Below are 26,113 nucleotides of genomic sequence, written 5' to 3' on the forward strand. Positions count from 1 at the left end.
AATTAGTGAGTTTGTTGAATAAATAAATTAATTTCAGCTTCTAAAAGCTGAGTTTCATCCTCTGTATTGGATATACAATTCATTGTACAAATACAATAATTATCACCGTCAAAACGGGATTTTAATTGAGCCTCTGTAATAATCGTTTGTCCTACTTTGGGTATATTAAACAACTGTACTTTTTTTATTCCGCTAATAAAACCTATTAGTTTCACATTTTCTTTTATTTGCTTATTTTCATCAACAAAAAAAGTCTGTCCTACAATAGCAGAACAGGTTTGTGCCGCATTTTCAAGCATTCCTGTTTCAACAAAAAAGTTGTTTTTTAGAAAAATATTGTCTTCTTGTATTTTAAAAATAGTTTTTACAGTAGTTTCTGATAAATTTAGGATATAATCTACCATTAGCATAGGAGCTCTATGGGGTAAAAAATTTTGTATTTCAATTACTTCTTGAATATCATTCATTAGATCCTGCGATTACTGTTTTCATCTTGCCTGTAGCTATTATTTTTCCATTTACGGAAGAATTTATTTCTACTAGCGTAACCCCCATAAACTCTTGTAAAACAACAACCTGTGTCGTTATTTGATCATTTATTTCAGGTAATTTTATGATATTTATTCCATTTATAGAACCTATATAACCTGTAGGGACTGGTTCCTTTTTTAAGAAATATTGATACCCTGTGTAAATGGCTACTGATTGTGCCATGTGTTCAATTAATCCTGACTCTTGAAAAATAGCATTGCTAGTAAATATGTTATCTACAGTTACTGTTAATCCTGCTATTACACTTCCTTCTTCGTAAGCAATTAATTGATCTATCATTACGAAAGGAAATTTTTGTGGTATTAAATTTTCCACAATTTTTTTGTCTAGTATTGGGAATTGTGCAACGGTCATTAGCAAACAGTTAAATAAGCATACGAATATGAAAATCTTCCACTTTCAGGAACTGACAATAGGATGGTATCTCCTTTTTTCAGTTGTTTTGAGTTCATTAGTTCTTCTAACATTAAATAAATTGAAGCCGAGCCTACATTTCCTACTTTATGTAAATTCATAAACCAATTTTCCATTGGTATATTAACATCTACTTTTTGTAGTTGTTCTGCTAATCCTTTAACAAAATAATGAGAGGATACGTGCGGTAGGAAATAAGTTATTTCGTTTGCATTTATTTTGTTTTTATCTAAAGCGTTTTTCATACTTATGGCTCCTTTTACTAGAATCTGGGCATCTAATAACTTAACATCTTGTTTGATTGAAAAAACAGATTGCTCTAGCCACTCGTTTGTTGGATAGTCACTCCAAGGTTTAATAGATCCGTCTTCATTTTTATCGCCACCTGCATACATACAGGCTTCTAATTCGTGTGCATACGAATAGGATTCCATCCATTCTATCTTTAAAGAATGTTCTCCTCTAGGTTTATTTTCTAATAAAAAAGCACCTGCTCCATCAGACAACATCCAGCGTAAAAAATCTTTTTTGAAGGCTATAATAGGTTGTTCTTCTAAATTTTTTAGATTTACTACTTCGTTTTCAAAACGACTGGCTAACATCCAGGTAGACACTCTTTCTGATCCTGTAGCGATTGCATTTATGGTATTCCCTGACTTTATAGACATATAGGCAAATTTCAAGGCTATCATCCCAGCATTACATACTCCCGAAGAAGAGTTAATTTCTATTGGTCTATTCTTAAGTAATCCGTGTACCATAGCGGCATGCGATGGCAATAAATGATCAGGAGTAGAAGTTCCACAGGATAAAAGTTGAATATCATTTACATCAAACGCATGATCTAAAAGACTTTCAATTGCTTTTTGTGTTAAATCAGCATTTGAATGGGTGGGTATTCCTTGTGTATCTAAAGCATAATAACGTGAAATGATTCCGTTATTACGCAAAATAATACGACGCGCTTTGGATGGTTTGTTGTCAATTAATCCCAAATAAGTTTCCATATCTTCATTTGATATAGGATTATTGGGTAAAAATTTTCCAGATCGAGTAATGTAAACGTCAAACATATATTTATACTCCTTGATAGTAGGTTTTTAGTTTTTTAATTTTATTTTTTACAAATGGGCGTTTTAACAAATATATTAAGTATACTAATGGTGAAATAAACCAAATAGCAATAAATAAATAATAATTAAAGACTTTCAGCCAAAGAAGTCTAGACTGCTGTTTTTTAAGAATAAAATTAGCCCAAATTTTAAACATTTTATTTGCCTTTTGATCCATTTCTATTAAAAATGGACGAATTTCAACGGCTCCTTTTTTTATTAATTCTTTTTGTAGGTTAATTGTATTATCTTTTAGAAAGGATAATAAGATTATTCCAAATTTATTAGAACTTTCTATTTCTGTTTTAGATACGCCTGGTTCAGGAAAAATCCCTAAATATTTTTCTTTTTTTCCTGAAAACATCCATTGAACAATGGTAATGACACTAATATAATTACTATTTCGATCTACTAAAGCAATATTTCCTTTTAGAATAGCGCCTAAATCTTGTAATTGTTTTTTTACTTTTTCTTGTGCCAAGGCCCACATATTTCTTGCTCCTATAACGGTTACAACAGGGGTGTTTTTAAATATTTTTTTTGCCTCTTCACTCTTTAAAAAAGAATTTATGGGTATGGAGGGACTTAAATACCAAACTTGGTATCCTAGTATGACCAAATCGTATTTTTGATGTAAAATTGTATTTTGAGAATCCTTTAACGGATACGGTATTTGTAAAAATGATTCTGGAAAAGCATCAAAAAAAGAGGCTTTGTCCCAAGGAAAAGGAAACTCTTTTTGTATTGCTACGTCATAGTAGTTAACTTCAACATCCTGATCTCCTATTAATGGATCTGTAATGTTTTTAATAATTTGTGTTAACTGTCCTGATTGACTAAAATGTACTACTAAAACTTTTTTCATTTATATATAGCTATAGATTAGCTTTCCAAAAATCAAAATAATTAAACCATTGCGAAGGATATTTTTTGAGTATCCCTTCTACATTTTCTGTATAGGCTTTTAACAAGCCTTTTTCATCTCTTTGCTTTACTTGTGCTATTCTTGCATACAAATGATAATGCAATTGGGGTTCTTTCATTACATATACAAAGACAACGGGAACTTTTAACCTAGATGCTATTAAAAAAGGCCCCGCTGGAAACAATGCTTTTTCTCCCAAAAGTTCTTCTTCAAAACATTTACTCCCTTCAAAATAGCGATCGCCTGTAAAACAAATTAATTCGTTATTAGCTAATGCTTGATTAATTTCAAATATATGAGACAAATCGTCTCTTACTATTATAAATTTTACTGATGGTTTTTTGGTAACCGATTCTAAATATTGCTTAATAACAGAGTGTTCTAAATCTGTGGTTACTAAATTAATCTGGCATTCTAGATTTATGTCTCCAAAAAAGTGTTCTGCTATTTCAAAATTACCAACGTGAGCACTTATCAGTACTCCTCCTTTTTTTTCTGCTAATAATTTTTTTAAAATTTCGACACCATCAAACTCATAGGTAAATTTATTTCTTAACCCTGCAGAAATAGCTACTTTATCAATTAATGTTTGTCCAAAAACAAAATAACTTTTATAGATATTTAAAAAGGCTTTAAATTTATTTTGTTTTTGACGATTGTGTAAGTAATAAAAAATAGCTCTATTAGATTTAAATTGTGTAAGAAAATAATAAAAAGCTACGAAAAAAAGAACAGCATAAGCTGTTCGGATTCCGAGCTTTTTTATACAAAAGACAAAAATTTTATACCCTAAAAGAGTCCCTTTGGACTTACCATCCCACTGACTCATAAGTAATTATTTTTGTGCTATTTTTGTTTCGATTAAATGATAGAAATCTTGAAAAGTATTAACTCCTGTAAAATCAGCTTCTACTAATTTGACGCCAAAATTTGCCTCAATAGACACCACTAAATCGACATAATCCAAACTGTCTAACCCAAGTGTTTCTTTTAAATTTGCTTCTAGCGAAATAGTATCTCCATCCACCTCAAATTCATCTACTAAAATTTTATTAATTTTTTCTAAAATAACTATTGATTCCATCTTATCCCTTAAATTTCTTAACTATAACGGCAGAGTTTGTTCCACCGAACCCAAATGAATTTGACAAATATAAGTCAAATTTTTTATTTATAGTTTCTTTTACAATATTTAACTTTGCTGAATCCTCATCTGGTTCTTCAAAATTAATATTAGGAGCAATGAAATCATTTTGCATCATGAGTGTAGAATAAATCAACTCACTGGCTCCTGCCATCCAACACTCATGCCCCGTCATAGACTTGGTTGAACTCACATAAGGCTTACTACCAAACACTTCGTAGATAGCTTTTGCTTCATTTGCATCTCCTAAAGGAGTAGAGGTTGCATGCGCATTAATATACATTATTTCATCGGCTGTTACTCCTGCTTGTTCTAAAGCTCTACGCATGGCCGTTGAGGGGCCATCTACGTTTGGTGTAGAAATATGTCCCCCGTTAGATGAAAAACCATAACCTACAACCTCAGCAATAATGGGAGCTCCTCTCTTTATAGCAGACTCATAACTTTCTAGTATTAAAGTAGCTCCACCACCACTAGGAACTAAGCCATCTCTATTTTTATCAAATGGTCTAGAAGCTTTTATGGGATCTTTTTCTCTTGGAGAAAAAACACCTAATCCATCAAAACTAGCCATACTATACGTATTAATTTCTTGAGCTCCTCCACAGATGATTATGTCTTGCAATCCGCTTTTGATCAAATGAAATCCTAAGCCAACGGAGTGAGAGCCGCTTGCGCAAGCAGCACTAATGGTCATATTTACTCCTCGCAATCTAAAAATAGTCGCTAAATTCATCGTTACAGTGGAGTTCATCGACTTAAATATGGCTCCTGAACCTATTAAAGCGGTATCTTTTTTTTCCCTTACAATATCGATAGCATCTATTACCGCCTTTGATACACTATCATTACCATAAAGAATGCCCACTTCATTCGTATCAAAGAAAGCATCATCTATATTTGCATTTTTTAAAGCATCTATAGTGGCCATATAGGCAAATTCAGTTTCTTGCCCTATACTAATTCTTTGTCTTCTATTTAACAATGATTTTAATTCAGGGTTAGGAACCATACCTGTAAGTGCTGACTGAAAACCAAAATCTTTTCTTTCTGCATCAAAAACAATACCTGACTTACCTTGATATAATGATTCTTTAACTTCTGCTAAAGAAGTTCCTAAACAAGAGTAAATCCCCATACCTGTTATAACGACTCTTCTTTCCATTTTATCTACAAGCTATTATTAAGAATAAATACCGCCATTAATATTAATCACTTCTCCTGTGATATATCCCGCATTTTTAGAAGTTAAAAAACCCACTAAAGCGGCCACTTCTTCCGCTTCTCCAAAACGATTAGCTGGAATCATTTTCACTAATTCTTTTTCATCTAAATCACCAGTCATATCAGTACGAATAAATCCTGGTGCCACAGCATTTACCGTAATATTTCTTTTGGCTACTTCTTGTGCTAATGCTTTGGTAGCGGCTACTACCGCTCCTTTGGCTGCGGAATAATTAGTCTGACCCGGAGTACCTTTTACACCAGAAACGGAAACCATATTTACGATTCGCCCGTATTTATTACGTAACATTTTTTGAATAAAAAAATTGGTTACATTATAAAAACCATTCAAACTGGTATTGATAACGTTATTCCAATCTTCTGGAGTCATCCACATAAATAAACCATCGCGCGTAATGCCTGCATTATTCACCAGAACTTCTACTATAGCATTAGGATTTTTATCTTGCCATTGTGTTAAGACTTGTGTTACTTCTGCATGATTTCCTACATTAAACTTTAGTATTTCACCAGTTGCTCCCAGAGCCTCAACTTCTTTCAAGGTTGCTAAGGCTGCTTCTTGATTGCCTTGATAATTAATTAAAATATGGTAGTTCTTTTCAGCTGCTAATTTTTTACAAATTGCACTTCCGATACCTCTTGAGCCACCAGTCACTAATGCACACTTCATTTTGTATAAGTCTTTTTTTTATCGTTTTATTTCAGAAGAAACTCTTCTTTTTCTTTTCAGATTAGAAGGTTCCTTCTGCTTTATATTTTTTGTTAAGGGGCTTCCTAAAAAATAGTTTTAATTATTAAACTGAACCTTTATCAATACTTCTTCAGCATATTGCTTTTCTAACAAATTAGGACTTAGTAGAACAAGAGAAAAGTTTTCTCCTCTTGTCATATTAGGTTATTGCATTAAATACTCCTTCACTTGTTGTATATAAGGGTACATTATCATATCCTCTTTAAAAGTAGGTACAACAGCACGTACTTTATCATAAAACGCACGTGTAGGAGAAGACACTTTATCGGCAAAACCTAATGCGTCTATAGCTTGAACCACTGTAATTATTTCAATTGCTAAGACTTCAAAAGCATTTTCGATAACTTTTCCTGTCATAACTGCGGCATTGGTTCCCATAGATACAATATCTTGATTATCGTTGTTGTTTGGAATACTATGTACGTACATAGGATTTGACAATGTTTGTGATTCCGCTGTTGTTGATACAGCTGTAAACTGAACGCCTTGCATTCCAAAATTAAAACCTAAAGTTCCTAGATTTACAAACGGTGGTAACAATTCATTAATTTTAGAATTTAATAAATAATTTAGTTGTCTTTCGGCTAACATGGTCATTTTGGTTATGACAATCTTTAGTTTGTCCATTTCTAGGGAAATATAGTCTCCATGAAAATTACCTCCGTGATAAACGTGTTTATTTTTTACATCTATTATAGGATTATCATTTGCGGAATTTATTTCATTTTCTAAAACTTTGGCTGTATTATGAATGGTATCTAATACAGGTCCTAGAATTTGAGGTACACAACGTAATGAATAATATTCTTGTACTTTTTCTTTAAATACTTCTTCTGTATTTTCTCCGCTATATAAATGGTCTTCTCGCTTACGCACTAATGTACTATTGCTTAAGTGCTGACGCATCATTTTGGCAATTTCTTGCTGACCAGAATGATGTTTTGTATTATTTAATTCCGCAGATAAATGGTCGTCATAGGCTTGCACAATTTCATTGATAGCACTAGCTATTTTGACAGACCAATCCAATGCTTTTTTAGCATTATAAACATTAACAATTCCTATACCTGTCATAACAGAGGTTCCATTCATTAATGCTAATCCTTCTCTTAATTCTACTTTTATAGGCTCTAACCCTTCTAATTCTAAAACTTCTTTGGTTGTTCTTCTTTCGCCTTTATAAAAAACTTCACCTTCTCCTATGAGGGTTAATGCTAGATGAGCTAATTGTACTAAATCACCACTTGCTCCTACTCCTCCGTGTTCAAAAATTAACGGAGTAATATCTCTATTAATGAATTCTTTCATTAAATTAATTACGGACGGATGAACGCCAGAGTTCCCTAAGGACAAGGTATTTAATCTTGCTAAAATTGCGGATTTTACATTAAGGGTACTTAAGGGTTGCCCTGTGCCTGACGAATGGCTTCTAATTAAATTGTACTGAAGTTGTAATCTATCTTCATCTTTTATACGATATTGCGCCATAGGACCAAAACCTGTATTCACGCCATAGATGACCTTGTTTTTCGAAAATTCTTTTAAAAAATCAAAACTCTCTTCAACTCTATTTAAAACTTCTTTACTAATCTCTACATTTTGATTTTTAAAAACTATGGATATGAAATCTTCTAGCTTTAAATATTCCTGTATGACTCCCATTCAAACTATTTTTTATAACTATTGATGAATATCTTTTTTATTTGATATTATGTATTTACTTTTGAAAAGACAAAGTTAGCACATTCTTATAAAGAAAAAAGTAAATATGAAACAAGAATTTGTAGACGTTTTAGTAATTGGATCTGGTCCTTCAGGCTGTGTATCAGCATCTTATTTACACAACAACGGTACTCATGTAAAAATTGTTGAAAAAACAAGATTTCCAAGATTGGTTGTAGGCGAGAGTTTAATACCTCGAGTTATGGATCATTTTTATGAAAGTGGTCTTTTTTCTGCCTTGGATTCTATGAATTTTGAAAAGAAATTAGGGGCTCGGTTTATAAGGGGAGAGGAAATATGTATTTTTGATTTTAGTGTCAAACATGGCGAAGGATGGGACTGGACTTGGCAAGTTCCTCGTGCAGATTTTGATAATACGTTAGCAGAAGAAGTTATTCGAAAAGGTATTGACTTAGAGTTTGAAACAGAAGTATTAGATGTGGTATTTAACGGATCAAACTCTATAACAACTGTAAAGGAGAAAAATGGTGAAACCAAAGAAATTCATGCTAAGTTTATAATTGATTCTAGTGGTTATGGTAGAGTATTACCTCGTTTATTGGATTTAGACACTCCTTCTAAATTGGATCCTCACTCTTCTATTTTCACACATATAAAGGATATTAATAGACCTGAAGGTGAGGAAGGAACTTTAATTTCTTTTGACATTTTAGAAACTGAGGTATGGCTTTGGGTTATTCCTTTTTCTAACGGAAATACGAGCGTAGGTATAGTTGGCCCAACGTCATTTATTAATTCATTATCTAAAAATAATGACGCTGCTGAGGCTCTAAAAAATGCGATTCAAAAATCAGATTATTACATCAACCGTTTTGGTGGACTTGATTTTTTGTTTGAACCTGTTAAATTAGAGAACTATTCTAGATCTGTTAAAAAAATGTACGGAGAAGGTTTTGCTTTAACAGGTAATAGCTCTGAATTTTTAGATCCTGTATTTTCCTCAGGTGTGGCATTTGCTACAGAATCGGGAATGCTATCCGCCAAATTAGTTCATCGTCAGTTAAAGGGAGAAAAAATTGATTGGGAAGTTGAATTTACTCAATATATGCGATCTGGTATTGATGTTTTTACCACTTATGTAAAAGAATGGTATACAGGAAATCTTCAAACTTTATTTTTTCATCAACCTGAAAATCCAGATGTAAAAAAGAAAATATGCGCTGTTTTAGCAGGTTATGTTTGGGATGAAACAAATCCTTTTGTAAAAAAACACGATAGTGTTATTAAAAATATGGCACACTTGATTCACATGGAAAAAGAGCAAAAAGAAACCCAAGTTTAAAACTTGGGTTTTTTATTAACTTCTATTTTGATTATTACTTAGATTCTAAAGTCATTCTTGTATATTCATAAATCAAGAAACTAAAATAATCCCATTTTACTGAATCTAACGGGTAATTTTTCATAAACTCCGCGTTATCTCCAAATAAATTGTTATACGTTTCTTTAAATTCATCTTTATGTAACCAAATCATTTTATCTCCTTTTTTGACATAATAAGATTTAATAACACCTCCGCCCATTTTCATTCCTCCAATAGCTACACCTCCTGTTTCATTTGCATTTGGATCCCCATAAACTTCAATAATACCATTAAAAGAAGGGTTTATTAATTGCATCAAGTATTCCTTTTCTTCTTTTTTATTTTTCAAAGAAACCAATTGATTTTTATAAAAAACAGTTTCTTTATTCGTGGCTTTTTTATGATTTTTTGTACTCATACTACGAATATTTGTAAAATGTTTCATAGTTTTTCTAAATTTTTCAGAGCCACTTGGAGATAAATACAATTCAGAAATTTTTGAAGCTTCAAAAGCTTCCACTTTTCCTGTAACACTGTCTTTTACTTCAACTTCCTCTATTTGACCTTTTTTTCTATTGATATCTTTAAAATAACCAATAATTGTACGACCATCTTTTAAAATAACCGTTGAAGTCTTTTTATTGTTAACGGTAACAAAAGTCTCTTCAAAAAGAACAGTTTCCATTTCTTTAATTTTTTCCTTTTCAAACTTTACTGTTTGCCCCATCATAACATTTGTTATGAACAATAATGATAATGCTACCTTTTTCATATTTATTTAATTTTAGAAACCAAAAATACTAATTTAAATCAACTTTAATCATAACATCTTCTTTACGCTTTTTATACACTTCAAACATGAATGCACTTTTAGCTATTTGTATGATACCATTTACAGAAAACTGATAGATTTTAAAATCTTTTACTTCTTTTGAATTTAAAATAGCTCCTTTAGACCACTCTCCTGTAACATCGTCAATTTTTACAGAAGTCAGGTATCCTCCTTTTTCATCTTTATGAAGAGTAGGTTCTTTATCTAATGGCAAATCTATATTTTTAATATTATCTAAAAACACTAAATAATGTTTGTTATTTGCACTAAAGTATTTATAAGACATCCCTCCTCTTCCTTTAAATCCCATTTGATTCTTAGGTATTTTTTTCATCCAAGCTAAAGATCCGTCTGCTTTTAATTTTGTTACTAAAATATTACAGTAATGATAGGTATAATAATTTCCTCCTGGAGAACCATTCACTCCTTGAATATAGTTATTAATAATATAGTTTTGTTCTCCTATTAATACGACACTTCCGTCAGGGTTTAATACCATATCCCTAAAAACAAGATTCCCAAACTGAGGATCATCTCCTTTTCTTTCTTTTTTTTCATTTCGTCTTCTTGTTCTATTGCTTTCATACTGATTGATGATTTCTAAAGGGATTGGCTGAAAGGTTGAATAAATTGTTTTTCCTTGACTATCAAATTTAATTAAAGCCACTCCATCTATATCATCATAATCTGATTTCCCTTTAGCTATTTCACTATAAAAACCACCACAAATTAATTGATCTTTGTTTGTGTCTAAAATCCAAAGGTTATTCACAAACTTGTTGGCATTCTCATATTTTGAAATATTTATTTTATCAGTACCTGCTTTAACTGTTAACAATTCTATATGATAGTTTGCTTCTTCATCTTTTTTTCTTTTTTTCTCATCTGCTGAATCATCATGATAAATTTTTTCTAACATATACAGATTTCCTTTTGAATCTAGTTGGTAATCTAAATTTTCCATTCTACGCTATGTATAAGGCATCGTAACTTCATTAGAATACAGTTTGTTTAGTGATTTATCATACGAATGCAGACCAATTATATCATAGCTCTTTGTATCCCTCTTTACTTCGGGTTTTTTTCTGTACTGAATTAATAGTTTGCTTTTATCATTAGATTGATAAAAGTCAAACTTGTCTTCTACTGAATGGGAAAATCCCATTCCGCTTGACATTAATGTTCCTGCTATTTTACCTTCAACTTGGAATAATAATTTTGATTCTGGGGAAAACTCTCCTTTCTCAAAATTAATTTCTCTAAAAAACAATTGTTCTTTTTCAGCATCGCCATCCCAAGAAGAATAAAACAAATAATATTTGTTATTTATTTCTAAAATTTCTTCGAAAGAGTAGTTTCTAGGGAATATCTTTTCATATTTTGTTTCTTTTATAAAAGCGGGTTTATTTGAATCAAATTTTTGAATTAAAATTTCTTCTCTATCTAATTTAACTGCCATAACTTCATTTCCTTTGGAAAAATAAACTTTATTTCGGGCATCAAAAACCTTATATGGCTCACTTATTTTATAAGAATATTCTGATAAGTTTTTCATCTGGGAATAATTTGTCGTAATGGCTAAAACCGAGACAAGAAGTGTTAAAAATGTTTTTCTCATTTTATATTATTTAATTGATGTCAAAGGTATTTATTTCAAAAAGATGTAGGAGTATAAAAACTTTAAAAAGCAAAATACCTCAAAAATGAAATAAATTTTGAGGTATTTTTAGGGTTTAAAATACATTTTTACTTACGCGGTATAAGAATTATTATACTATTTTAATTTGTTTACTTCTATTGAATAACCAAAATATGATAGGAAAAACGAGTAGGGTAAGTACCGTTTTGGTTTTACTTTGCTCTAAGAATCCTTTTACTAGAGCTACATTTTTTTTGTTTCCAAAACCACAAACGTTAAATTCATCTAATTCCCCCTCCTATTTGATGGTATGAACCACCTATAACATCTGGTGCATTTAATGTTCATTGCCATTTGACCTATATTTCTTAGCTTTTAGTCCTTTTTTTAGCTCAAAATATTCTGGATTGTTTTCAACATCTTGTCTAGAAGACAAGGTTGCCGCATACATATCAAACATATCTTCCTCATTTGCCTCAAGTTTTATGATTTCAGTAATTCCTGTAATTAATGATAACATTTGCTAAATTGTTCTAGGCTCATTTGCTTTTGGATAAAAAGGGATCAAGGAAAAACAAAATAGAGAAATATTTTTTTTTTAGTATGATAAAATGATAAATTAGGCCATTTGGTTTATAACAAACAGCCTAGTTTTAGTTATTTTTTAAACCAATCAAAATTTGTTAAGTAGGATATTCTTAATGTTGGGTTCTTTTCTTGAATTGTATTTCCTAGATTCCAAATATTTTGGTGAATGTAATTTAATTGTACCTGATGGTGTGCATTAATATTATATCCCAAACCAGCAATGGCTCTATTTTGTTGGAATAAAGTTTTGGCATCGGTTACATCGATATTTAAAAAAGCTTCATCACCTACGTTTAAAAACAATTTAGATTTTCCATTGGCATCTTTAGTTAAAGGATAATTTACTAAAAACATATAACGCAAACGGTTTCTGTGTTCATAATGATCTATCACATAATCTCCTGTAGTGTTTTTAACTGGAATCCCTACAAATCGAAACTCATCTCGTAATCGGTTTATAAATTTAAAATTACCAAGATTTGCGGTATAAGTACCTTGTATCCAGATGTGATCTTCTGGTGTGTTTATTTTATTTAAAGGTGTTTCACCATACACATAAGTATCATAATGTGAATACCCTACACTACCTACTAGGCTTTTGTTGAATTGATAATCTACCGATGGTCTAATAAACCATTGTTGCTTTTCGCTAAAGCCATTTGCATAACGCATGGTTGCTTCAAGGGTAAAGGATAGCTTTTTTGTAAACATATTTTTTCCAAAATAATGGAACCAAACATCATTGTTGTGGTTTACTTTTTGAGAAAATGATTTTTGAATTATTATGAAAGATAAAACAAAAAAAAGAAATAGTTTTTTAAATTCGCTATTTAACATATTGTAATTTTTTTCTAGATGAATTCGGATGATTTGAAAAAGCTTGATGAGATTCTAAGCCTACTACATTTACTTTTCCTCCATTGGCTTCATAATCATGTTTAAAATGTTCTAAATTCTCTAAAACGGAATTATCAACCATTTTTGTTTCTTTGAGATTTATAGTTACATTAAATCCGTAAGGTATTTCTTCTAATTTTCTTTTAATTCCTAAAAAATTGGTGAAAATTGCCGCTTTACTAATATTTATCTGATATTCATTCCCTTCAAACAAAACTTCAGTAGGTGCTTTAAAAAAAGAACTAAGAGGCGTACCGTGATACAAGTGAATAATTATATTAAGAAGCATACCTGCACCGATACCTACTAATAAGTCTTCAAATAAAGTAAAGAAAATAGTTACTAGAAATATTGCTAATTGTTCTTTTCCTATTTCAAAAGTATGAATAAATTCTTTAGGATGTGCTAATTTAATTCCTACTGTAATGAGCATTGCGGCTAAAGCTGCATTAGGAATCATTTCTAATATGGGAGCAGCCACTAATAAAAATAATAAAATAAATAACCCATGAAAAAAGTTAGCCCAACGTGTTTTTGCGCCATTATTTACATTGGAAGAACTACGAGCTACCTCAGCAATCATAGGCAATCCTCCTAAAAATGCAGCCAATACATTACCTACTCCAACTGCTATTAAATCTTTATTGTTGTTTGATTTTCTTTTAAATGGGTCTAGTAAATCAATTGCTTTTACTGTAAGCAATGATTCTAAAGTTCCCACTAAGGCAAACATAATGACATATTTTATAAAAAGTCCTGTTTGTGATATTCCTGAAAAATCAACATTTATATTTAGATTTTCTACTAGATTTCCTATTTTAACTAAGGTAAAAGAAGGTTCCGTGTGTTTAAAATCCATAAATAATTCCGCAGGAATAGCAAAAAGCAAAACTACAAGTGGTGCTGGGATTTTTTTGATAAAAGTATTTTTAATAAATGGCCATCCCATCATAATCGTTAAACTAATTATACCTATTAAAGTCGCTTTTGGATCAAGATTTATAATAAAATTGGGTATATTCATTAACAATTCTAAAGGTTTTTTACCTTTTGCTAACGTGGGGTCATCATTTAACAAAACAGGAATTTGTTTTGTAATAATAATGATACCTATTGCAGCTAACATCCCATGTATAGCTGAAAGAGGAAAGAAATCTGCTAGTTTTCCTAACTTTAGTAATCCAAATAGTATTTGAAGTATTCCCGCTACCGCCATGGCTCCTAAAGCAAGTTTCCAACCTAAAGTTGCATCTCCTTTACCAAATTCGGCTACAGAACCTGCAACAATTACAATTAACCCAGCTGCTGGTCCTTTGATAGTCAACTTTGATCCAGATAGTATACTTACTAGGATACCTCCTATAATTGCGGTAATTAAACCCATTATCGGTGGAAAATCTGATGCTTTAGCAATTCCTAAACTTAATGGTAATGCTAATAAAAAAACGATAAAGCCTGAGATGGCATCAGATGAAAAATTTTCTTTTAATCCTGCTAATCCGTCAGTAGGAATATTAATTTTATTTTTTGTGTTCATATATAATGAATATTTTTTTATTTAAGAAGATTTATAAGGTAATTCATGATAGGTTTTTACGTGTGGTCCTAAGAATAATCGTGTATAAATACGTACTCCTGCAATTCCCGAAACCACAAAACTACTGGCTATAAAAAAGGCAAGTATTACTTGATCACTTTCTATATGACTAAACAATAAGTCTTCACCTATAAAAGTAGTCGTAATGGGAAAACCTGTTACACCAAGAGCTGCAACTAAAAAGAAAAAGGCATATTTGGGATGTTCATATACATGTCCTAAATATTGATTTAACGAGATTTTTCTTTCTATTTTACTTAATTTTACAAGTGCTATATATCCTAATACCCCAGCCATTATTATTCCTATGAGGTATAGAGAAATTTCATAAAAATCAACTTTTTCATTAAATAGAATAGCTAAAACAATCCAAAAGTGATTAAATATTATCAAAACCCAAGCTACAAAAGGGCTTTTTCGTTCTGAAAATGATTTAAAAACTGAGATTAAACCTATAAAAGCAAAAAATTCAGGCAATCTATTATTTACTTGTTCTAATAAATGGATCTTGCTTTTTAGTAATAGTATACCTCCTATATAAATTGGCACAAAAAGAAGAAATATTCTTTTTAAGTTCAAGAAATTCAAAAATTTACCAATGAATTTAAGGGGTTTCCATAGAAATAAATTTACTATTTTTTCCAAATTAAACTCTTTAATACTTAATATATAGAGTGCATATTCTAAACGTTTAGGTAAAGAGTCTTCAAATGTGTGTTCTACGGGTTCGTAATGATAAAATTGTTCTCTTATAAGATAACTTACAACAGACGGAGAAACCAAAAGTTGATAGGTTCTTAAAAAAGCATTGCCTGCAAAGTGCAATAAGGCCAAAGTATCTAACCCAAGAGCTATTTCTATAAAAATTAATCCTATTTGAGAAATGGAGCTATAAGCAATTTGGCTTTTTACAGAAGACTGAACTCGAGCCATAAAAGTGGCTACTAAGCTAGTCAGGGCTCCCATTACTCCAATAGCAATTCGTAACGAAGTTTGATGTTCCCAAAAAGGATGAGTTCGTAACATAAGGAATACGCCTAAATGCACGGATAAGGAACCATAAAAAATAGCACTTGACGGAGTAGGCCCTTCCATAGCACGAGGCAGCCAAGAAGAAAAAGGGACTTGGGCTGATTTAACAGCTGCTGCACATACTAAACATAAACCAATAAAAACGCCAATAAAAGAATGCGTTTGAAGATGTTCGCTTACTAACTCATAATTATACATCTTCATAAAGGTAATGTTCTCATGAAACAAGTGATGACTTGCCCACATGGCTAACAATAAGCCAACGTCTCCTATTCGATAAATAGAAAATACCTTAAACGCATTCTTTACCGGTAAATAACGTTCTCTGTAAAATGCAATCAATAAAAAGGAGGAAATTCCTATAATTTCCCAACCTATAAATAAGGTTTCAAAATTCCCTGATAAAACAGCTAAATTATATCCAAAAAAGAAAAATAAAACCGTTATAAAAAAACGCTTATATCCTTTTTCCCGATGTAAATAGTAACGACTATAGGTGGTAACCATTGAAATTAACAAGGCTCCTACGAATAGATAAACAGCGGTTACTTTATCAAAAAAGAAATCAATAAAAAACTCATAATGATTTGTTTTTACTAAACTTACTTCAAAAAGATTAAATGGTTTAGCGCCCTTTAATATCCAATAAAACAAGAATACTATCAAGGAAAACAATTGAACTAAAACGGTACCTAAAGCGGCTCTAGATAACCCTGATTCTTTTTTTTCAGGCAACCAAAAACTAATAAAAAAACCAGCAAAAGGGATTAACACAAATGCTATTAAAATTTCATTCCACATATCCGTTCCTCTTATTTAATAATACCTACTTTTAAATTATCCATACTAGTTTGTGTATATTTAAGTATGTCCTGAATATCACCTAATGCAACCTTTAGAGGTTTATATAACTCAAAACTGCCTTTAATAAATCGGAAAAGTTGTTTCGTTTCTGGATGCAATACAACTAGATTAACCCATTCATTATAAAACCATTCATAAGTAGCTGAATTTTTAGTAATTGCATATTTTACCACTTCTGGAAAATGTTCCACAACTACTAACAATCGAACAGGGTCGTGTACTTCAATCATTTGATTGGGTAGTCCAGGACGTAAATCACCATCAATTCCGTTAGCAACACCTATTAATCCCATAACATTATGAGGCAGTTTAGATCCTGCTCCTAGCTTATGATTGTCTACTCTAGAAAAATAATACTCTAGATTAATACCTCCTCCTACTGGAGCTACTGCATTTAATATTCCCGCCAAATAATCGCCTTTAGGATCTACTTCATAATCAAAAGAATTTAAAAAGGAACGTCTATCTAAGAATAATTGTTCAGATACTGTTCTTCTCCCCACTATACACATGGCATTGGTAGCATGATTGAGTTCTGGACGTGGTTCGAATAAAGAAACGGAACGACGTTTAACGGAATTATGTATTTTTTTTAAATCATCTGATTTGGTTATGATTTCAAAACGACGAGAACGCTCAACAGCATTTTTATCCAAAGCTTTTTCAAAAGTTTTTTTGTTCTGGATGTGAATATCTAAATTGATTTGGGTCAATACTTTTTCATCATAAAACTCAATTTCATCACGAGTTGTATCATGTAGTGCTGGCAAGAATTGAGTAGTATTAGGAATTTCTATTCCTTTTTTTGATAAAAGAATACGTACTTCAGGATGATTGGCTGCAAAAGATAAGACTTTGGCATTTACGGAACTTGGTCTTCCGCTACAAGCACCACAGTCATAACCTGCAAAATGCGTATTATTTACACTAGTGGCACCATGCCCTACTACATATACTATGGGAGCAAAATTTTTTACAAGACCTATAGATCTAAGCAATCCTTCTACACGAGTAGCCATTTCTTCTACTGTAAAACCTACTTGTAACCCATCTTGTTGCACCCCATTATCGTTTTCAATTACTAATTGTGATTTTGGATTTAAATGTTTAAATGAAGCTGATGTTGCAGGGGTAATGGTGGGTTTAAAAATATTCAAAAATAATTTAAAAGCTGACGCAAAACCTAAGGATTGGCTTATTAACCATCCAAATAACAAAGAATGTGTACGTTTGTGATAATGAAGATCTGTAGCATGTTTTTTCTTTCTAGGCAGTTCTTTTACCAAATATTTAGGTGTTACTGGAGCTGGACAAAGCTTTGTAAAAAATTTTCCTTCTATTGGTTGATAAAAAAATTCAAAATTAAAGAAGGCTGCTGTACCAAAGGTTTGAGCATTAGGATCTTCTTCTTCTATATATCGTCTAAAAGAGCATTCTCTATCATCCATACAAAACATAGCTTGAAAACTAGTTTGTTTTTTAGGTCGTATTTGGGTACTCGTTTCTTGTATCCCTAATAATGCTTGGTTATAAAAACTCCATTCAAAAGCTTCTTGCCATATAGATAATACTTCAAAATATTCAGAATACTCAGGAACTGAAAAAATATCTTCAAGTGGTTCTTGTAAATTGTAAGCAATTGGTTTCCAATTTTTGCCAAATTTTTGATCTAAAACATCTATTTCTAATAGCAATTCAAACTTTATAAGTTCTTGTAATGTAATCCTCTTTTTGGCTAATAATGAAACAGGATTTTGCTCTAATGTTGCCACCATACCACTCCAACCTGGATGTGAAAATTGTTGATCAAACAAATAATGAGTATAATAAGCCTCATTACCCACTATAATATGTAATAATTCTTCGATACTAATTTCGCTTTGTAATAATGCTTTTGCTCTTGACGTTTTAAAGAAACCGGTGATTCCATTTTTATCTAATTCTTTTATAGAAGCTAAAAATCCTTTATCATGAACAGGAAAAGGCCATACTGAAATTCCTTGATCTAGGTAACTACATAATACTCTAAACAAGATTCCGTGTGTTGCTTTGTCTAAATTCATGGCATAGTGTTCTTTCCATAGAGAGCGAACACTACCTATTCTTGAAGATAAGGATTCATCATAAATTTCATTTAATACTTTATGCTCCCATAACTTATATGAATATTCTAGTTTCCGATCGTATACTACTTTTTTTAGAATTTCTTTCGAAATTTCACCATTAGCGTATTTGGCTCTGAATTCAGCTAATGATAAATAGGTTTTATAACCAAATACTGTAGATGCTTGATGTAAAGCATCAAAAAAAGATTGTTTTTGAAAAGCATGCAAAGTATTGTGGTGCACAAAGTCTTTTAATGGATTTTGCGCAGGTAAGTAATGCGATAGTTCGTGAAGTACATCATGCTCCACGAATCGCTGATTCGTTAAATTCATTTTTAGGAAATATTTAATTAATACCTCTATTTTGATGTGAATACATCGCTTAAGGAATTAATTAAACTAGATCGTATTTCCAGTTACAGTAGAGTATATATAGGGGTTGATTGTATATGAGTTTAAAACTCTTATAACCTATTGCATTGTAGTCTTTTTTTAATAAAAGTAACTGAAGCGAAAAAACATATTCTTTAGAGAAAATAAATTCCTCAATGTTATCATCTTCAAGGTCTAATTCTGTTAATTCTTCATCGTCTAAGCTCTGGTTAACAGAAATAATTTTTGATTTAGAAGAATTCTTTTCTTTATCTATTTTTACTGGAATTTTTAAAAAATTCTCAGCATTAGAGAAACTTTTACCTGATATTGATAATAATAACAAAAAAGCCAAAAGGAATGAAATCCATCCCTTTTTTTCAAAAACTTTTTTATTATTTAGTATCTTAAACATCGAGTTTTTTTTATTTAATCTAACAAAGTCAAAATTAATAGTTTTTTATTCAATATGTACTTTCTTTTTAAATATTTTCCATAAAACAGGTAAAGTGGTAAAAGCTACAATTCCTATTACTATGAACTCTATATAATGTTTTAGATCTATACCAAAACTTTGTAAAAATAATGTATGAAGATAGTGTCCTGCAAAAATCATGGAAAAAGCCCATAAAAAAGATCCTAGTATATTGTAGAACATAAATTTCTTTTTATCCATTTCAACGATACCCGCTACCACAGGAGCAAAGGTTCTAACAATAGGTAGGAAACGAGCAAATACAATGGCTCGATTGCCATATTTATCAAAAAATTCTCTTGCTTGGTATAGATATTTTTTCTTGAAAAAAAATGTATCTTTCTGGTTATATAAATAATTTCCGCTTTTAGCCCCAAACCAGTAACCAGTCATATTTCCAATAAGTCCCATAAGTCCAACTAAGAAAGCAAAAACAGATACATTCATAAAGTCATTCCCCAAAGATGTCTGACTCATCAATGTTTCGCTATAAATTCCTGCAAGAAAAAGCAAACTATCTCCAGGCAAAAAGAAACCAGCTAACAATCCTGTTTCAGCAAAAACGATAAATAAAACGACAATTAATCCTATTTTAATTCCACCAAATTCTAATAGAATATAAAATTCTGGATTTAGTAATTGCAACCAATTGAACTCTTTCATAATTTTTTCAGGCATTTAAAAGGGCGAAGGTACTATTTTTAGCACAATCACCCTTATTTTATTCATTAAATTAATCATAAAAATGATTAAACATCCAGTTGATACATTTCATGTAAATCAGAATTACAAGAAAAATTTACTTGTAAATCTGTTACGTATCCTGAATTCAAGCCATACACCCAACCATGTAAAAACAATTCTTGTCCGTTTTTCCACGCTGTTTGTACAATAGACGTTTTCGCTAAGTTTAATACTTGTTCCTTGACATTAAGTTCTACAAATCTATTGAAGCGTTCTTCTTCATTTTCTATAGAGTTAAGTTTTTCTTTATTAAAACGATAAATATCCTTTATGTGTCGTATCCAGTTATCAATAATACCAAAAGAGGTATTTCCCATGGCTGCTTTTACTCCTCCGCATCCATAATGACCACAAACAATTACATGACGCACTTTTAATACATTGACAGCATAATCTAGAACACTTAACATATTCATATCTGTATGTACCACCATATTAGCTATGTTACGGTGTACAAAAACCTCACCTGATTTAGTTCCTGTAATTTCATTAGCGGGTACACGGCTATCTGAGCAACCTATCCATAATAAAGGGGGATTTTGTCCTTTTGCTAAATCTTTGAAAAAATTGGGATCTTGATTTAATTTTGTATCTACCCACTTTTTATTATTATCTAATAATTTTTTATAGAAATCACTCATTTTTTTTATTTAATTAATTCTTTTAGATTAAAATTAGTATCTAAATCGGATTTTATAAAAGCGTAGTCTTCATAAAACTCAACTAAACCTGTTTCTATGTTATACATCCCGCCTATAATTCCTATTTCTCCATTTTCTACCATTTGTTCTAAAATGTAACTTCTTTGTAAAATTGACTTAACGGTTCTCTTCACATTAATTTGCGCTACATTTTCTACAAATGTACTATTGTCTGAAGTCCTATTTTCTTTTGTCATGCGTTCTTCATATACTGCTGGTTGCAATTTAGAAAGGAGTTCTGTTAAGTTCCCCATTTCTACATGATCACAAGCTCCTTTTACAGCACCGCATTTAGTATGTCCTAAAACTACTATTAGTTTAGACCCTGCTATTTTACAGGCAAATTCCATACTTCCTAAAATATCCGTATTTATTACATTTCCTGCAATTCTTACTGAAAAAACATCTCCTAATCCTTGATCAAAGATTAATTCTGCTGAAGTACGACTATCTATACAACTCAAAATAGTGGCAAAAGGCCATTGTCCGTCTCGCGTATCATTTACTTGTTCTAATAGATCTCTATGAAACTTTAGATTATTTACAAAGCGCTGATTCCCTTCTTTTAATATTTCTAAAGCGTTCTTTGGACTTATTTGTGACTGTAATTCTTTATTTAGAGTTCTCATGATACCTCATTTAGTTGTGTGTTCTACATAAATATGTTTTTCTTCCTCTCCTGTATTTTCTAATTCATACGCTTCTTTAAAACCAATCAATTTTACCTTAATATTTTCTTCTTTAGCTCTAACTTTCTTAAATTCTTTAATCAAATCCAATACATCATGTGCTATGTATACTGTGTCTGACGCATTAATAACTACCGAAGATTTTTCAGGAATAGAAGCTAGAGTTAATTTAATAGCCGCTTTATTTAAAAAGGAAACTTCTTGCGCTAGATCAATATGAATAAAATCACCTTCTTTATAATTTTCTTTTCTAAAATTATAAGCACGTTTCATATTTCCTTTTAAGATAAAAATCACACTTATTATTAAACCTAATGCTACTCCTTTTAGTAAATCTGTAAACACCACTCCAATCATAGTTGCAATAAAAGGAATGAACTGATACTTCCCTCGTTCGTAAAAATGTTTGATTACTTTAGGATTGGACAATTTATACCCCACTAATAGTAAAACTGCTGCCAAAGTAGCTAATGGAATTTTATTAAGAACAGAAGGTATGGCTACCGCACAAACAATTAGCAAAACCCCATGAAAAATGGCTGCCATTTTAGTTTCACCGCCTGCATTAACATTAGCTGTCGTACGAACTACAACAGATGTCATAGGCAAACCTCCCAAAAGAGCACTCACTAAATTACCAATTCCTTGTGCTTTCAACTCGTTATTGGTATCTGTATATCTTTTATGCTTATCCATTCTATCAGCTGCCTCAATACACAACAACGTTTCTATAGAAGCAACCACTGCTATTGTAACACCAACAATCCACACTTTTTGATTTGAAATTTGTGAAAAATCAGGCATTGTAAAACTCTCTTGAAACTCTACAAATGATTTTGGGACAGGTAATTTTACTAAATGACCGTCTAAAACTGCTAAAGAAGAACCCAAACTTACAAAAACTTGGTTTAGGATAATTCCTACCACTACGGCAACTAAAGCTGATGGCACTAATTTCAAATCTTTTAACACGGGTATTTTAGGCCATAAAACTAAAATAGACAAAGATATAATGGCTATTAGAGTAGCTCCCAAATGTATATTTCCTATAACCGAAAACAATTCAGAAAAAGTATTTTCTCCATCGGGTTGCAAAAAAGCTAAATCACCTTCATAATCCTTATCATAACCAAAGGCATGAGGCAATTGTTTTAAAAATATAATAACTCCTATACCTGCTAACATTCCTTCAATTACATTATTAGGGAAATAATTAGATATAGCTCCTGCTTTTAGAAATCCTAAAATTATTTGAATAATTCCTGCTATAAAAACAGCTAATAAAAAAACATTAAAAGCTCCTAAATCCGAAATTGCTGTTAAAACAATTGCAGTAAGTCCAGCCGCAGGTCCTGAAACAGAGAGATGTGATTTACTTAAATAACCTACCACTATACCTCCCACTACTCCTGAAATAACTCCTGCAAACAAAGGAGCTCCAGAAGCTAACGCAATACCTAAACACAAAGGCAATGCCACTAGGAAAACCACTAGTCCTGCTGGCAAGTCAGAACCAAGGTTTCCAAAAATATTTATTTTTTTTGTCATCCTAATTAAATTTAAATCCATAAAACATTTGAGCATAAAAAACACTCAACTCATTTTTGCCTTAAATCCATTCAGGAGGTAATATCTGCAATGTAAATTCAGTAGTATAATCTAACAAAAGATACATATCTACAACTTTTTGTAAATCTGTAAAATTAGAAGTTATTTGATAGTCAATAAAAAAAGAAATAAATTCCGTTTTTATTTCCTTAATTTCTTTTGTTTCTTTAGATTCTTTAGTAGACTCTTCTTCCTCTTCTTCTTCTAGTAAAACCAATGATAACTTAGCTCCCTTCTCTCTATCTACCAAAGAAATAACACTTGGAGTAAATTGAAAAAGGAATAAAAATAGTAACACTATTTTAATTAATGGTTTCATAGAGCTAAAATACCAAATATAATATTCATTTTATAATTAATAAGTTTTTTTTAACACGCTTTTTATTTATTTCCGTTCATATTGACAGCAACCATGAAGTTTTTCGTAGTCTTCTTGATTTGCTTTTACATTTTTAGTATCATGTCCTATTTTACCTATAGCTTTCTCTATATCTAACAATGTACATTTTTCCTCATTTATCACTAAATGTAATGTTTTGCCTTCAATAGCATACTGTGCCATTTTTACTCCTGAAATAGAAAAAGCAGCTTTTTCTATTCGTTTTTTACACATTTCACAATTACCATTTACCTCTATATCATATTTTGCATTTTTATTTTTTTTCTCTTGAGAAAAACTCAAAATACTCATCAATACTGCTAAAATTAGAACTATCTTTTTCATTTTTTTTAAAATATAAGATTTTTAAAACGTATTGAATATTATTCAATTGAATCACCCTTAATTTACTTTAAAACGCAAACCAGTGTAAATCATTTGCCCAAAAATGGGTGCGTATACTACTGAACTATCAAAATTTTCTCCAAATGGATTTTCTGCTCCTACAATAGCCTTTTGTTGTTTATAGTTACTTAAATTTTCAACTCCTGTATATATCTCAAAGGCTGAAGAAAATGCATGGGTTATCTGTGAATTCATTACCACAAAATCAGATGATAATGATGCTAATTCTAGATTTGTATTAGGCAATTGTTGTTTACCTGTCCAATTCAAGGTAAAATCAAAACGCCATTGCTTGCCGTTTTCTTTTCCCTTTGTTGCGTATTCTATATTAGAAAAAAAACGATGTTTTGCTTGTAAAGGACGTTGGTATCGACCTAAATTATAATCCGTTTTGATGTCATATAATTTATATGCTGAACGTAGGTTCAATCGTTTAATAATTTCTATATTAAATTCCGCTTGAAAACTATTGGCAAACGAACTTCCTTCCAGATTATAAAAATTTACATCTTGATACGATTGTAAAACATCTACCACCACTTGATTTTGAAAATCAGTACGATAAAAATCTACCGATGCATCAGCATTCATACCCAAAATCCGAAACTTCTGCAAAAAACCCATACCATAATTCCACGCTATTTCTGGGTACAAACCATAAATCTTACCTGAATCTCCTAAAACATTCAAATTTCTATTACTTGCAAAAAGGGCTTGATTTTCAGCAAAAATATTAGCGGCTCGTTTCCCTCTTCCTATTGAAACTCTAAAAACAGCATCTTTCCATGGATTATAACGAGCATGAATACGAGGCGTTATAAAAAAACCTAAACGATTATGATAATCCGCACGCCCCCCTAAAATCACACTAAATTTATCCATATTATCATACGTGTACTCAAAAAACATTCCTATAGAATTATCTCTTCGACTTACATCTCGTCCTAAAACAAATTCATTATAATCGTCCAAAGTAAAATTCAAACCCGTAGCAAATTTGTTCATTGTATTATGTATGATCGAATTAAAAATTAAATTAGAATACAAACTATTTTGTTTAATTTCATAGGTTCTTAATCCAAAATAAGAATTTTGATTATGTGTAGTGAATGCGTTTTGAAAACCAATGCTCTGATAAGGAGCCTCTTTCCAAACATAACCAATTTTAGAAGAAAAATCCACTCGATGTGTATTAATCTCGGCTCCCCATTTATTTTTAGTTAATTTATCTTTTATGGGATTAAATCCCGTTTGTCCTGCTTGTTTTTCATCTTTCATATAGCGAAAATTCAAGAAACTTACCCACCCTGTTTCAGGGTTAGCATATTGCCAACGATTCATCACATTTACTTGACGCCCTAATGGATTATCCAAAAACCCATCCTTGTTCATATCCTTTTTAGACACCCTCATATTGGAATGCACTAATAAAAGAGTACTCCACTTAGCACCTACTTTTTGTGCCAAATGTGTATTTAATTCAAAACGAGAATCAGTAGACCCATAAAAATTCAAGTAAAAAGGTATTTCTTTAGCTGGCTTTAGCAACTCCGTGTTTATCTGACCCGAAATACTTTCGTACCCATTAATTACACTTCCTGCGCCTTTTGTAACTTGAATACTTTCTACCCAAGTCCCTGGAGTAAAAGACATACCATACGCCTGTGAAGCACCACGAATAGAGGGAATATTTTCTTCAGCAATTAACAAATAAGGAGAAGTCAAACCTAGCATTTTTATCTGCTTGGTACCCGTTAAAGCATCTGAATAATTAACATCAATAGTAGGATTCGTTTCAAAGCTTTCAGCTAAATTACAGCAGGCCGCTTTTAATAATTCTTTACTAGATAGAACAGTAATATTAGTAGTTTTTAATAAGGATTTTTGTATTGTATTGCGTTTAGAATCAACTGTTATCGTTTTTAAAGTGTCTATCTTTTGCCCCAATAACACAGTGCTAACTAGTGAACACGTAAATAAATAGATAGATTTCATTA

At 31.2% G+C, this 26,113-nt stretch carries 26 protein-coding genes; 1 reads left to right on the forward strand and 25 read right to left on the reverse strand.

The genetic code is table 11. From position 1 onward, the window contains the following. Positions 1–2: 2 nt before the first annotated feature. From HUE53_RS04695 to HUE53_RS04735, 9 genes are all read right to left on the reverse strand, one after another. Positions 3–467 carry a flexirubin biosynthesis protein gene (locus HUE53_RS04695; protein ID WP_014166433.1) on the reverse strand — a complete coding sequence of 155 codons (465 nt, stop codon included), beginning with the start codon at positions 465–467 and terminating at the stop codon, positions 3–5. Next, on the reverse strand, positions 460–906 hold the full coding sequence (locus HUE53_RS04700; protein WP_065213027.1) for a hypothetical protein: 447 nt from the start codon (positions 904–906) through the stop codon (positions 460–462). Before HUE53_RS04700 ends, HUE53_RS04695 begins: the two co-directional genes overlap by 8 nt. Further along, the gene (locus HUE53_RS04705) at positions 906–2,039 is read right to left on the reverse strand and encodes a beta-ketoacyl-ACP synthase III (RefSeq protein WP_014166435.1); all 1,134 of its coding nucleotides are present in this window, start codon (positions 2,037–2,039) and stop codon (positions 906–908) included. The genes HUE53_RS04700 and HUE53_RS04705 overlap by 1 nt, the downstream gene beginning before the upstream one ends. Positions 2,040–2,043: 4 nt before the next feature. Then, a complete protein-coding gene (locus HUE53_RS04710) occupies positions 2,044–2,943 on the reverse strand; it encodes a hypothetical protein (RefSeq protein ID WP_014166436.1) in 900 nt (299 codons plus the stop codon). 10 nt (positions 2,944–2,953) lie between these two features. Then, a complete protein-coding gene (locus tag HUE53_RS04715; RefSeq protein WP_065213026.1) occupies positions 2,954–3,832 on the reverse strand; it encodes an LpxL/LpxP family acyltransferase in 879 nt (292 codons plus the stop codon). A 6-nt stretch (positions 3,833–3,838) separates the two neighbouring features. Next, positions 3,839–4,087: an acyl carrier protein gene (locus tag HUE53_RS04720; protein WP_065213025.1), complete on the reverse strand. Its 249-nt coding sequence runs from the start codon at positions 4,085–4,087 to the stop codon at positions 3,839–3,841. A 1-nt stretch (position 4,088) separates the two neighbouring features. Next, complete coding sequence (locus HUE53_RS04725; RefSeq protein WP_014166439.1) at positions 4,089–5,312, reverse strand: beta-ketoacyl-[acyl-carrier-protein] synthase family protein; 1,224 nt, start codon at positions 5,310–5,312, stop codon at positions 4,089–4,091. An 18-nt stretch (positions 5,313–5,330) separates the two neighbouring features. Continuing rightward, positions 5,331–6,062 (reverse strand): 3-oxoacyl-ACP reductase FabG, encoded by a 732-nt coding sequence (gene fabG, locus HUE53_RS04730; protein ID WP_014166440.1) that lies wholly within the window; start codon positions 6,060–6,062, stop codon positions 5,331–5,333. A gap of 225 nt (positions 6,063–6,287) precedes the next feature. Continuing rightward, positions 6,288–7,805, reverse strand: coding sequence for an HAL/PAL/TAL family ammonia-lyase (locus HUE53_RS04735; protein ID WP_065213024.1), 1,518 nt, complete (start codon positions 7,803–7,805; stop codon positions 6,288–6,290). A gap of 106 nt (positions 7,806–7,911) precedes the next feature. Here HUE53_RS04735 and HUE53_RS04740 point away from each other — a divergent pair, with 106 nt between their 5' ends. Next, positions 7,912–9,168 carry an NAD(P)/FAD-dependent oxidoreductase gene (locus tag HUE53_RS04740; protein WP_014166442.1) on the forward strand — a complete coding sequence of 419 codons (1,257 nt, stop codon included), beginning with the start codon at positions 7,912–7,914 and terminating at the stop codon, positions 9,166–9,168. Between the two features lie 34 nt (positions 9,169–9,202). On the opposite strand, the gene HUE53_RS04745 is transcribed toward HUE53_RS04740, so the two are convergent. From HUE53_RS04745 to HUE53_RS04820, 16 genes are all read right to left on the reverse strand, one after another. Beyond that, positions 9,203–9,961 (reverse strand): hypothetical protein, encoded by a 759-nt coding sequence (locus tag HUE53_RS04745; RefSeq protein ID WP_065213023.1) that lies wholly within the window; start codon positions 9,959–9,961, stop codon positions 9,203–9,205. A 28-nt stretch (positions 9,962–9,989) separates the two neighbouring features. Further along, a complete protein-coding gene (locus HUE53_RS04750) occupies positions 9,990–10,985 on the reverse strand; it encodes a hypothetical protein (RefSeq protein WP_097609351.1) in 996 nt (331 codons plus the stop codon). A gap of 6 nt (positions 10,986–10,991) precedes the next feature. Continuing rightward, positions 10,992–11,639 (reverse strand): hypothetical protein, encoded by a 648-nt coding sequence (locus HUE53_RS04755; RefSeq protein ID WP_097609352.1) that lies wholly within the window; start codon positions 11,637–11,639, stop codon positions 10,992–10,994. Positions 11,640–11,997: 358 nt separating this feature from the next. After that, positions 11,998–12,180, reverse strand: coding sequence for a hypothetical protein (locus tag HUE53_RS04760; RefSeq protein WP_065213021.1), 183 nt, complete (start codon positions 12,178–12,180; stop codon positions 11,998–12,000). 137 nt (positions 12,181–12,317) lie between these two features. Further along, a complete protein-coding gene (locus tag HUE53_RS04765) occupies positions 12,318–13,085 on the reverse strand; it encodes a DUF2490 domain-containing protein (RefSeq protein ID WP_097609353.1) in 768 nt (255 codons plus the stop codon). Next, entirely contained in the window at positions 13,075–14,682 is a 1,608-nt protein-coding gene (locus HUE53_RS04770) for a SulP family inorganic anion transporter (protein WP_192188753.1), read from the reverse strand. Before HUE53_RS04770 ends, HUE53_RS04765 begins: the two co-directional genes overlap by 11 nt. A gap of 21 nt (positions 14,683–14,703) precedes the next feature. Next, positions 14,704–16,575 carry a proton-conducting transporter transmembrane domain-containing protein gene (locus tag HUE53_RS04775; protein ID WP_097609354.1) on the reverse strand — a complete coding sequence of 624 codons (1,872 nt, stop codon included), beginning with the start codon at positions 16,573–16,575 and terminating at the stop codon, positions 14,704–14,706. Positions 16,576–16,586: 11 nt separating this feature from the next. Next, entirely contained in the window at positions 16,587–19,076 is a 2,490-nt protein-coding gene (locus HUE53_RS04780) for a YbcC family protein (protein WP_169859078.1), read from the reverse strand. A 61-nt stretch (positions 19,077–19,137) separates the two neighbouring features. Further along, positions 19,138–19,530 carry a hypothetical protein gene (locus HUE53_RS04785; RefSeq protein WP_014166453.1) on the reverse strand — a complete coding sequence of 131 codons (393 nt, stop codon included), beginning with the start codon at positions 19,528–19,530 and terminating at the stop codon, positions 19,138–19,140. Between the two features lie 45 nt (positions 19,531–19,575). Continuing rightward, positions 19,576–20,253: a DedA family protein gene (locus HUE53_RS04790; protein ID WP_060383807.1), complete on the reverse strand. Its 678-nt coding sequence runs from the start codon at positions 20,251–20,253 to the stop codon at positions 19,576–19,578. 86 nt (positions 20,254–20,339) lie between these two features. Continuing rightward, positions 20,340–20,975: a carbonate dehydratase gene (gene can, locus HUE53_RS04795; protein ID WP_014166455.1), complete on the reverse strand. Its 636-nt coding sequence runs from the start codon at positions 20,973–20,975 to the stop codon at positions 20,340–20,342. 5 nt (positions 20,976–20,980) lie between these two features. After that, positions 20,981–21,664 (reverse strand): carbonic anhydrase family protein, encoded by a 684-nt coding sequence (locus HUE53_RS04800; protein WP_065213016.1) that lies wholly within the window; start codon positions 21,662–21,664, stop codon positions 20,981–20,983. A gap of 6 nt (positions 21,665–21,670) precedes the next feature. After that, a complete protein-coding gene (locus HUE53_RS04805) occupies positions 21,671–23,272 on the reverse strand; it encodes a SulP family inorganic anion transporter (protein ID WP_192188754.1) in 1,602 nt (533 codons plus the stop codon). A gap of 61 nt (positions 23,273–23,333) precedes the next feature. After that, positions 23,334–23,630 carry a hypothetical protein gene (locus tag HUE53_RS04810; protein WP_145955917.1) on the reverse strand — a complete coding sequence of 99 codons (297 nt, stop codon included), beginning with the start codon at positions 23,628–23,630 and terminating at the stop codon, positions 23,334–23,336. Between the two features lie 87 nt (positions 23,631–23,717). Further along, positions 23,718–24,056 carry a heavy-metal-associated domain-containing protein gene (locus HUE53_RS04815; protein ID WP_065213015.1) on the reverse strand — a complete coding sequence of 113 codons (339 nt, stop codon included), beginning with the start codon at positions 24,054–24,056 and terminating at the stop codon, positions 23,718–23,720. Between the two features lie 57 nt (positions 24,057–24,113). Continuing rightward, positions 24,114–26,111 (reverse strand): TonB-dependent receptor plug domain-containing protein, encoded by a 1,998-nt coding sequence (locus tag HUE53_RS04820; protein ID WP_097609703.1) that lies wholly within the window; start codon positions 26,109–26,111, stop codon positions 24,114–24,116. Positions 26,112–26,113: the final 2 nt, after the last annotated feature.

This window comes from Flavobacterium columnare (assembly GCF_014844295.1).
GTDB lineage: Bacteria > Bacteroidota > Bacteroidia > Flavobacteriales > Flavobacteriaceae > Flavobacterium > Flavobacterium columnare.

Excerpts from the sequence above, each read along its gene's own strand:
- HUE53_RS04695 (WP_014166433.1), bottom strand. The coding sequence starts at position 467 with ATGAATGATATTCAAGAAGTAATTGAAATACAAAATTTTTTACCCCAT.
- HUE53_RS04700 (WP_065213027.1), bottom strand. The coding sequence starts at position 906 with ATGACCGTTGCACAATTCCCAATACTAGACAAAAAAATTGTGGAAAAT.
- HUE53_RS04705 (WP_014166435.1), bottom strand. The coding sequence starts at position 2,039 with ATGTTTGACGTTTACATTACTCGATCTGGAAAATTTTTACCCAATAAT.
- HUE53_RS04710 (WP_014166436.1), bottom strand. The coding sequence starts at position 2,943 with ATGAAAAAAGTTTTAGTAGTACATTTTAGTCAATCAGGACAGTTAACA.
- HUE53_RS04715 (WP_065213026.1), bottom strand. The coding sequence starts at position 3,832 with ATGAGTCAGTGGGATGGTAAGTCCAAAGGGACTCTTTTAGGGTATAAA.
- HUE53_RS04720 (WP_065213025.1), bottom strand. The coding sequence starts at position 4,087 with ATGGAATCAATAGTTATTTTAGAAAAAATTAATAAAATTTTAGTAGAT.
- HUE53_RS04725 (WP_014166439.1), bottom strand. The coding sequence starts at position 5,312 with ATGGAAAGAAGAGTCGTTATAACAGGTATGGGGATTTACTCTTGTTTA.
- fabG (WP_014166440.1), bottom strand. The coding sequence starts at position 6,062 with ATGAAGTGTGCATTAGTGACTGGTGGCTCAAGAGGTATCGGAAGTGCA.
- HUE53_RS04735 (WP_065213024.1), bottom strand. The coding sequence starts at position 7,805 with ATGGGAGTCATACAGGAATATTTAAAGCTAGAAGATTTCATATCCATA.
- HUE53_RS04740 (WP_014166442.1), top strand. The coding sequence starts at position 7,912 with ATGAAACAAGAATTTGTAGACGTTTTAGTAATTGGATCTGGTCCTTCA.
- HUE53_RS04745 (WP_065213023.1), bottom strand. The coding sequence starts at position 9,961 with ATGAAAAAGGTAGCATTATCATTATTGTTCATAACAAATGTTATGATG.
- HUE53_RS04750 (WP_097609351.1), bottom strand. The coding sequence starts at position 10,985 with ATGGAAAATTTAGATTACCAACTAGATTCAAAAGGAAATCTGTATATG.
- HUE53_RS04755 (WP_097609352.1), bottom strand. The coding sequence starts at position 11,639 with ATGAGAAAAACATTTTTAACACTTCTTGTCTCGGTTTTAGCCATTACG.
- HUE53_RS04760 (WP_065213021.1), bottom strand. The coding sequence starts at position 12,180 with ATGTTATCATTAATTACAGGAATTACTGAAATCATAAAACTTGAGGCA.
- HUE53_RS04765 (WP_097609353.1), bottom strand. The coding sequence starts at position 13,085 with ATGTTAAATAGCGAATTTAAAAAACTATTTCTTTTTTTTGTTTTATCT.
- HUE53_RS04770 (WP_192188753.1), bottom strand. The coding sequence starts at position 14,682 with ATGAACACAAAAAATAAAATTAATATTCCTACTGACGGATTAGCAGGA.
- HUE53_RS04775 (WP_097609354.1), bottom strand. The coding sequence starts at position 16,575 with ATGTGGAATGAAATTTTAATAGCATTTGTGTTAATCCCTTTTGCTGGT.
- HUE53_RS04780 (WP_169859078.1), bottom strand. The coding sequence starts at position 19,076 with ATGAATTTAACGAATCAGCGATTCGTGGAGCATGATGTACTTCACGAA.
- HUE53_RS04785 (WP_014166453.1), bottom strand. The coding sequence starts at position 19,530 with ATGTTTAAGATACTAAATAATAAAAAAGTTTTTGAAAAAAAGGGATGG.
- HUE53_RS04790 (WP_060383807.1), bottom strand. The coding sequence starts at position 20,253 with ATGAAAGAGTTCAATTGGTTGCAATTACTAAATCCAGAATTTTATATT.
- can (WP_014166455.1), bottom strand. The coding sequence starts at position 20,975 with ATGAGTGATTTCTATAAAAAATTATTAGATAATAATAAAAAGTGGGTA.
- HUE53_RS04800 (WP_065213016.1), bottom strand. The coding sequence starts at position 21,664 with ATGAGAACTCTAAATAAAGAATTACAGTCACAAATAAGTCCAAAGAAC.
- HUE53_RS04805 (WP_192188754.1), bottom strand. The coding sequence starts at position 23,272 with ATGACAAAAAAAATAAATATTTTTGGAAACCTTGGTTCTGACTTGCCA.
- HUE53_RS04815 (WP_065213015.1), bottom strand. The coding sequence starts at position 24,056 with ATGAAAAAGATAGTTCTAATTTTAGCAGTATTGATGAGTATTTTGAGT.
- HUE53_RS04820 (WP_097609703.1), bottom strand. The coding sequence starts at position 26,111 with ATGAAATCTATCTATTTATTTACGTGTTCACTAGTTAGCACTGTGTTA.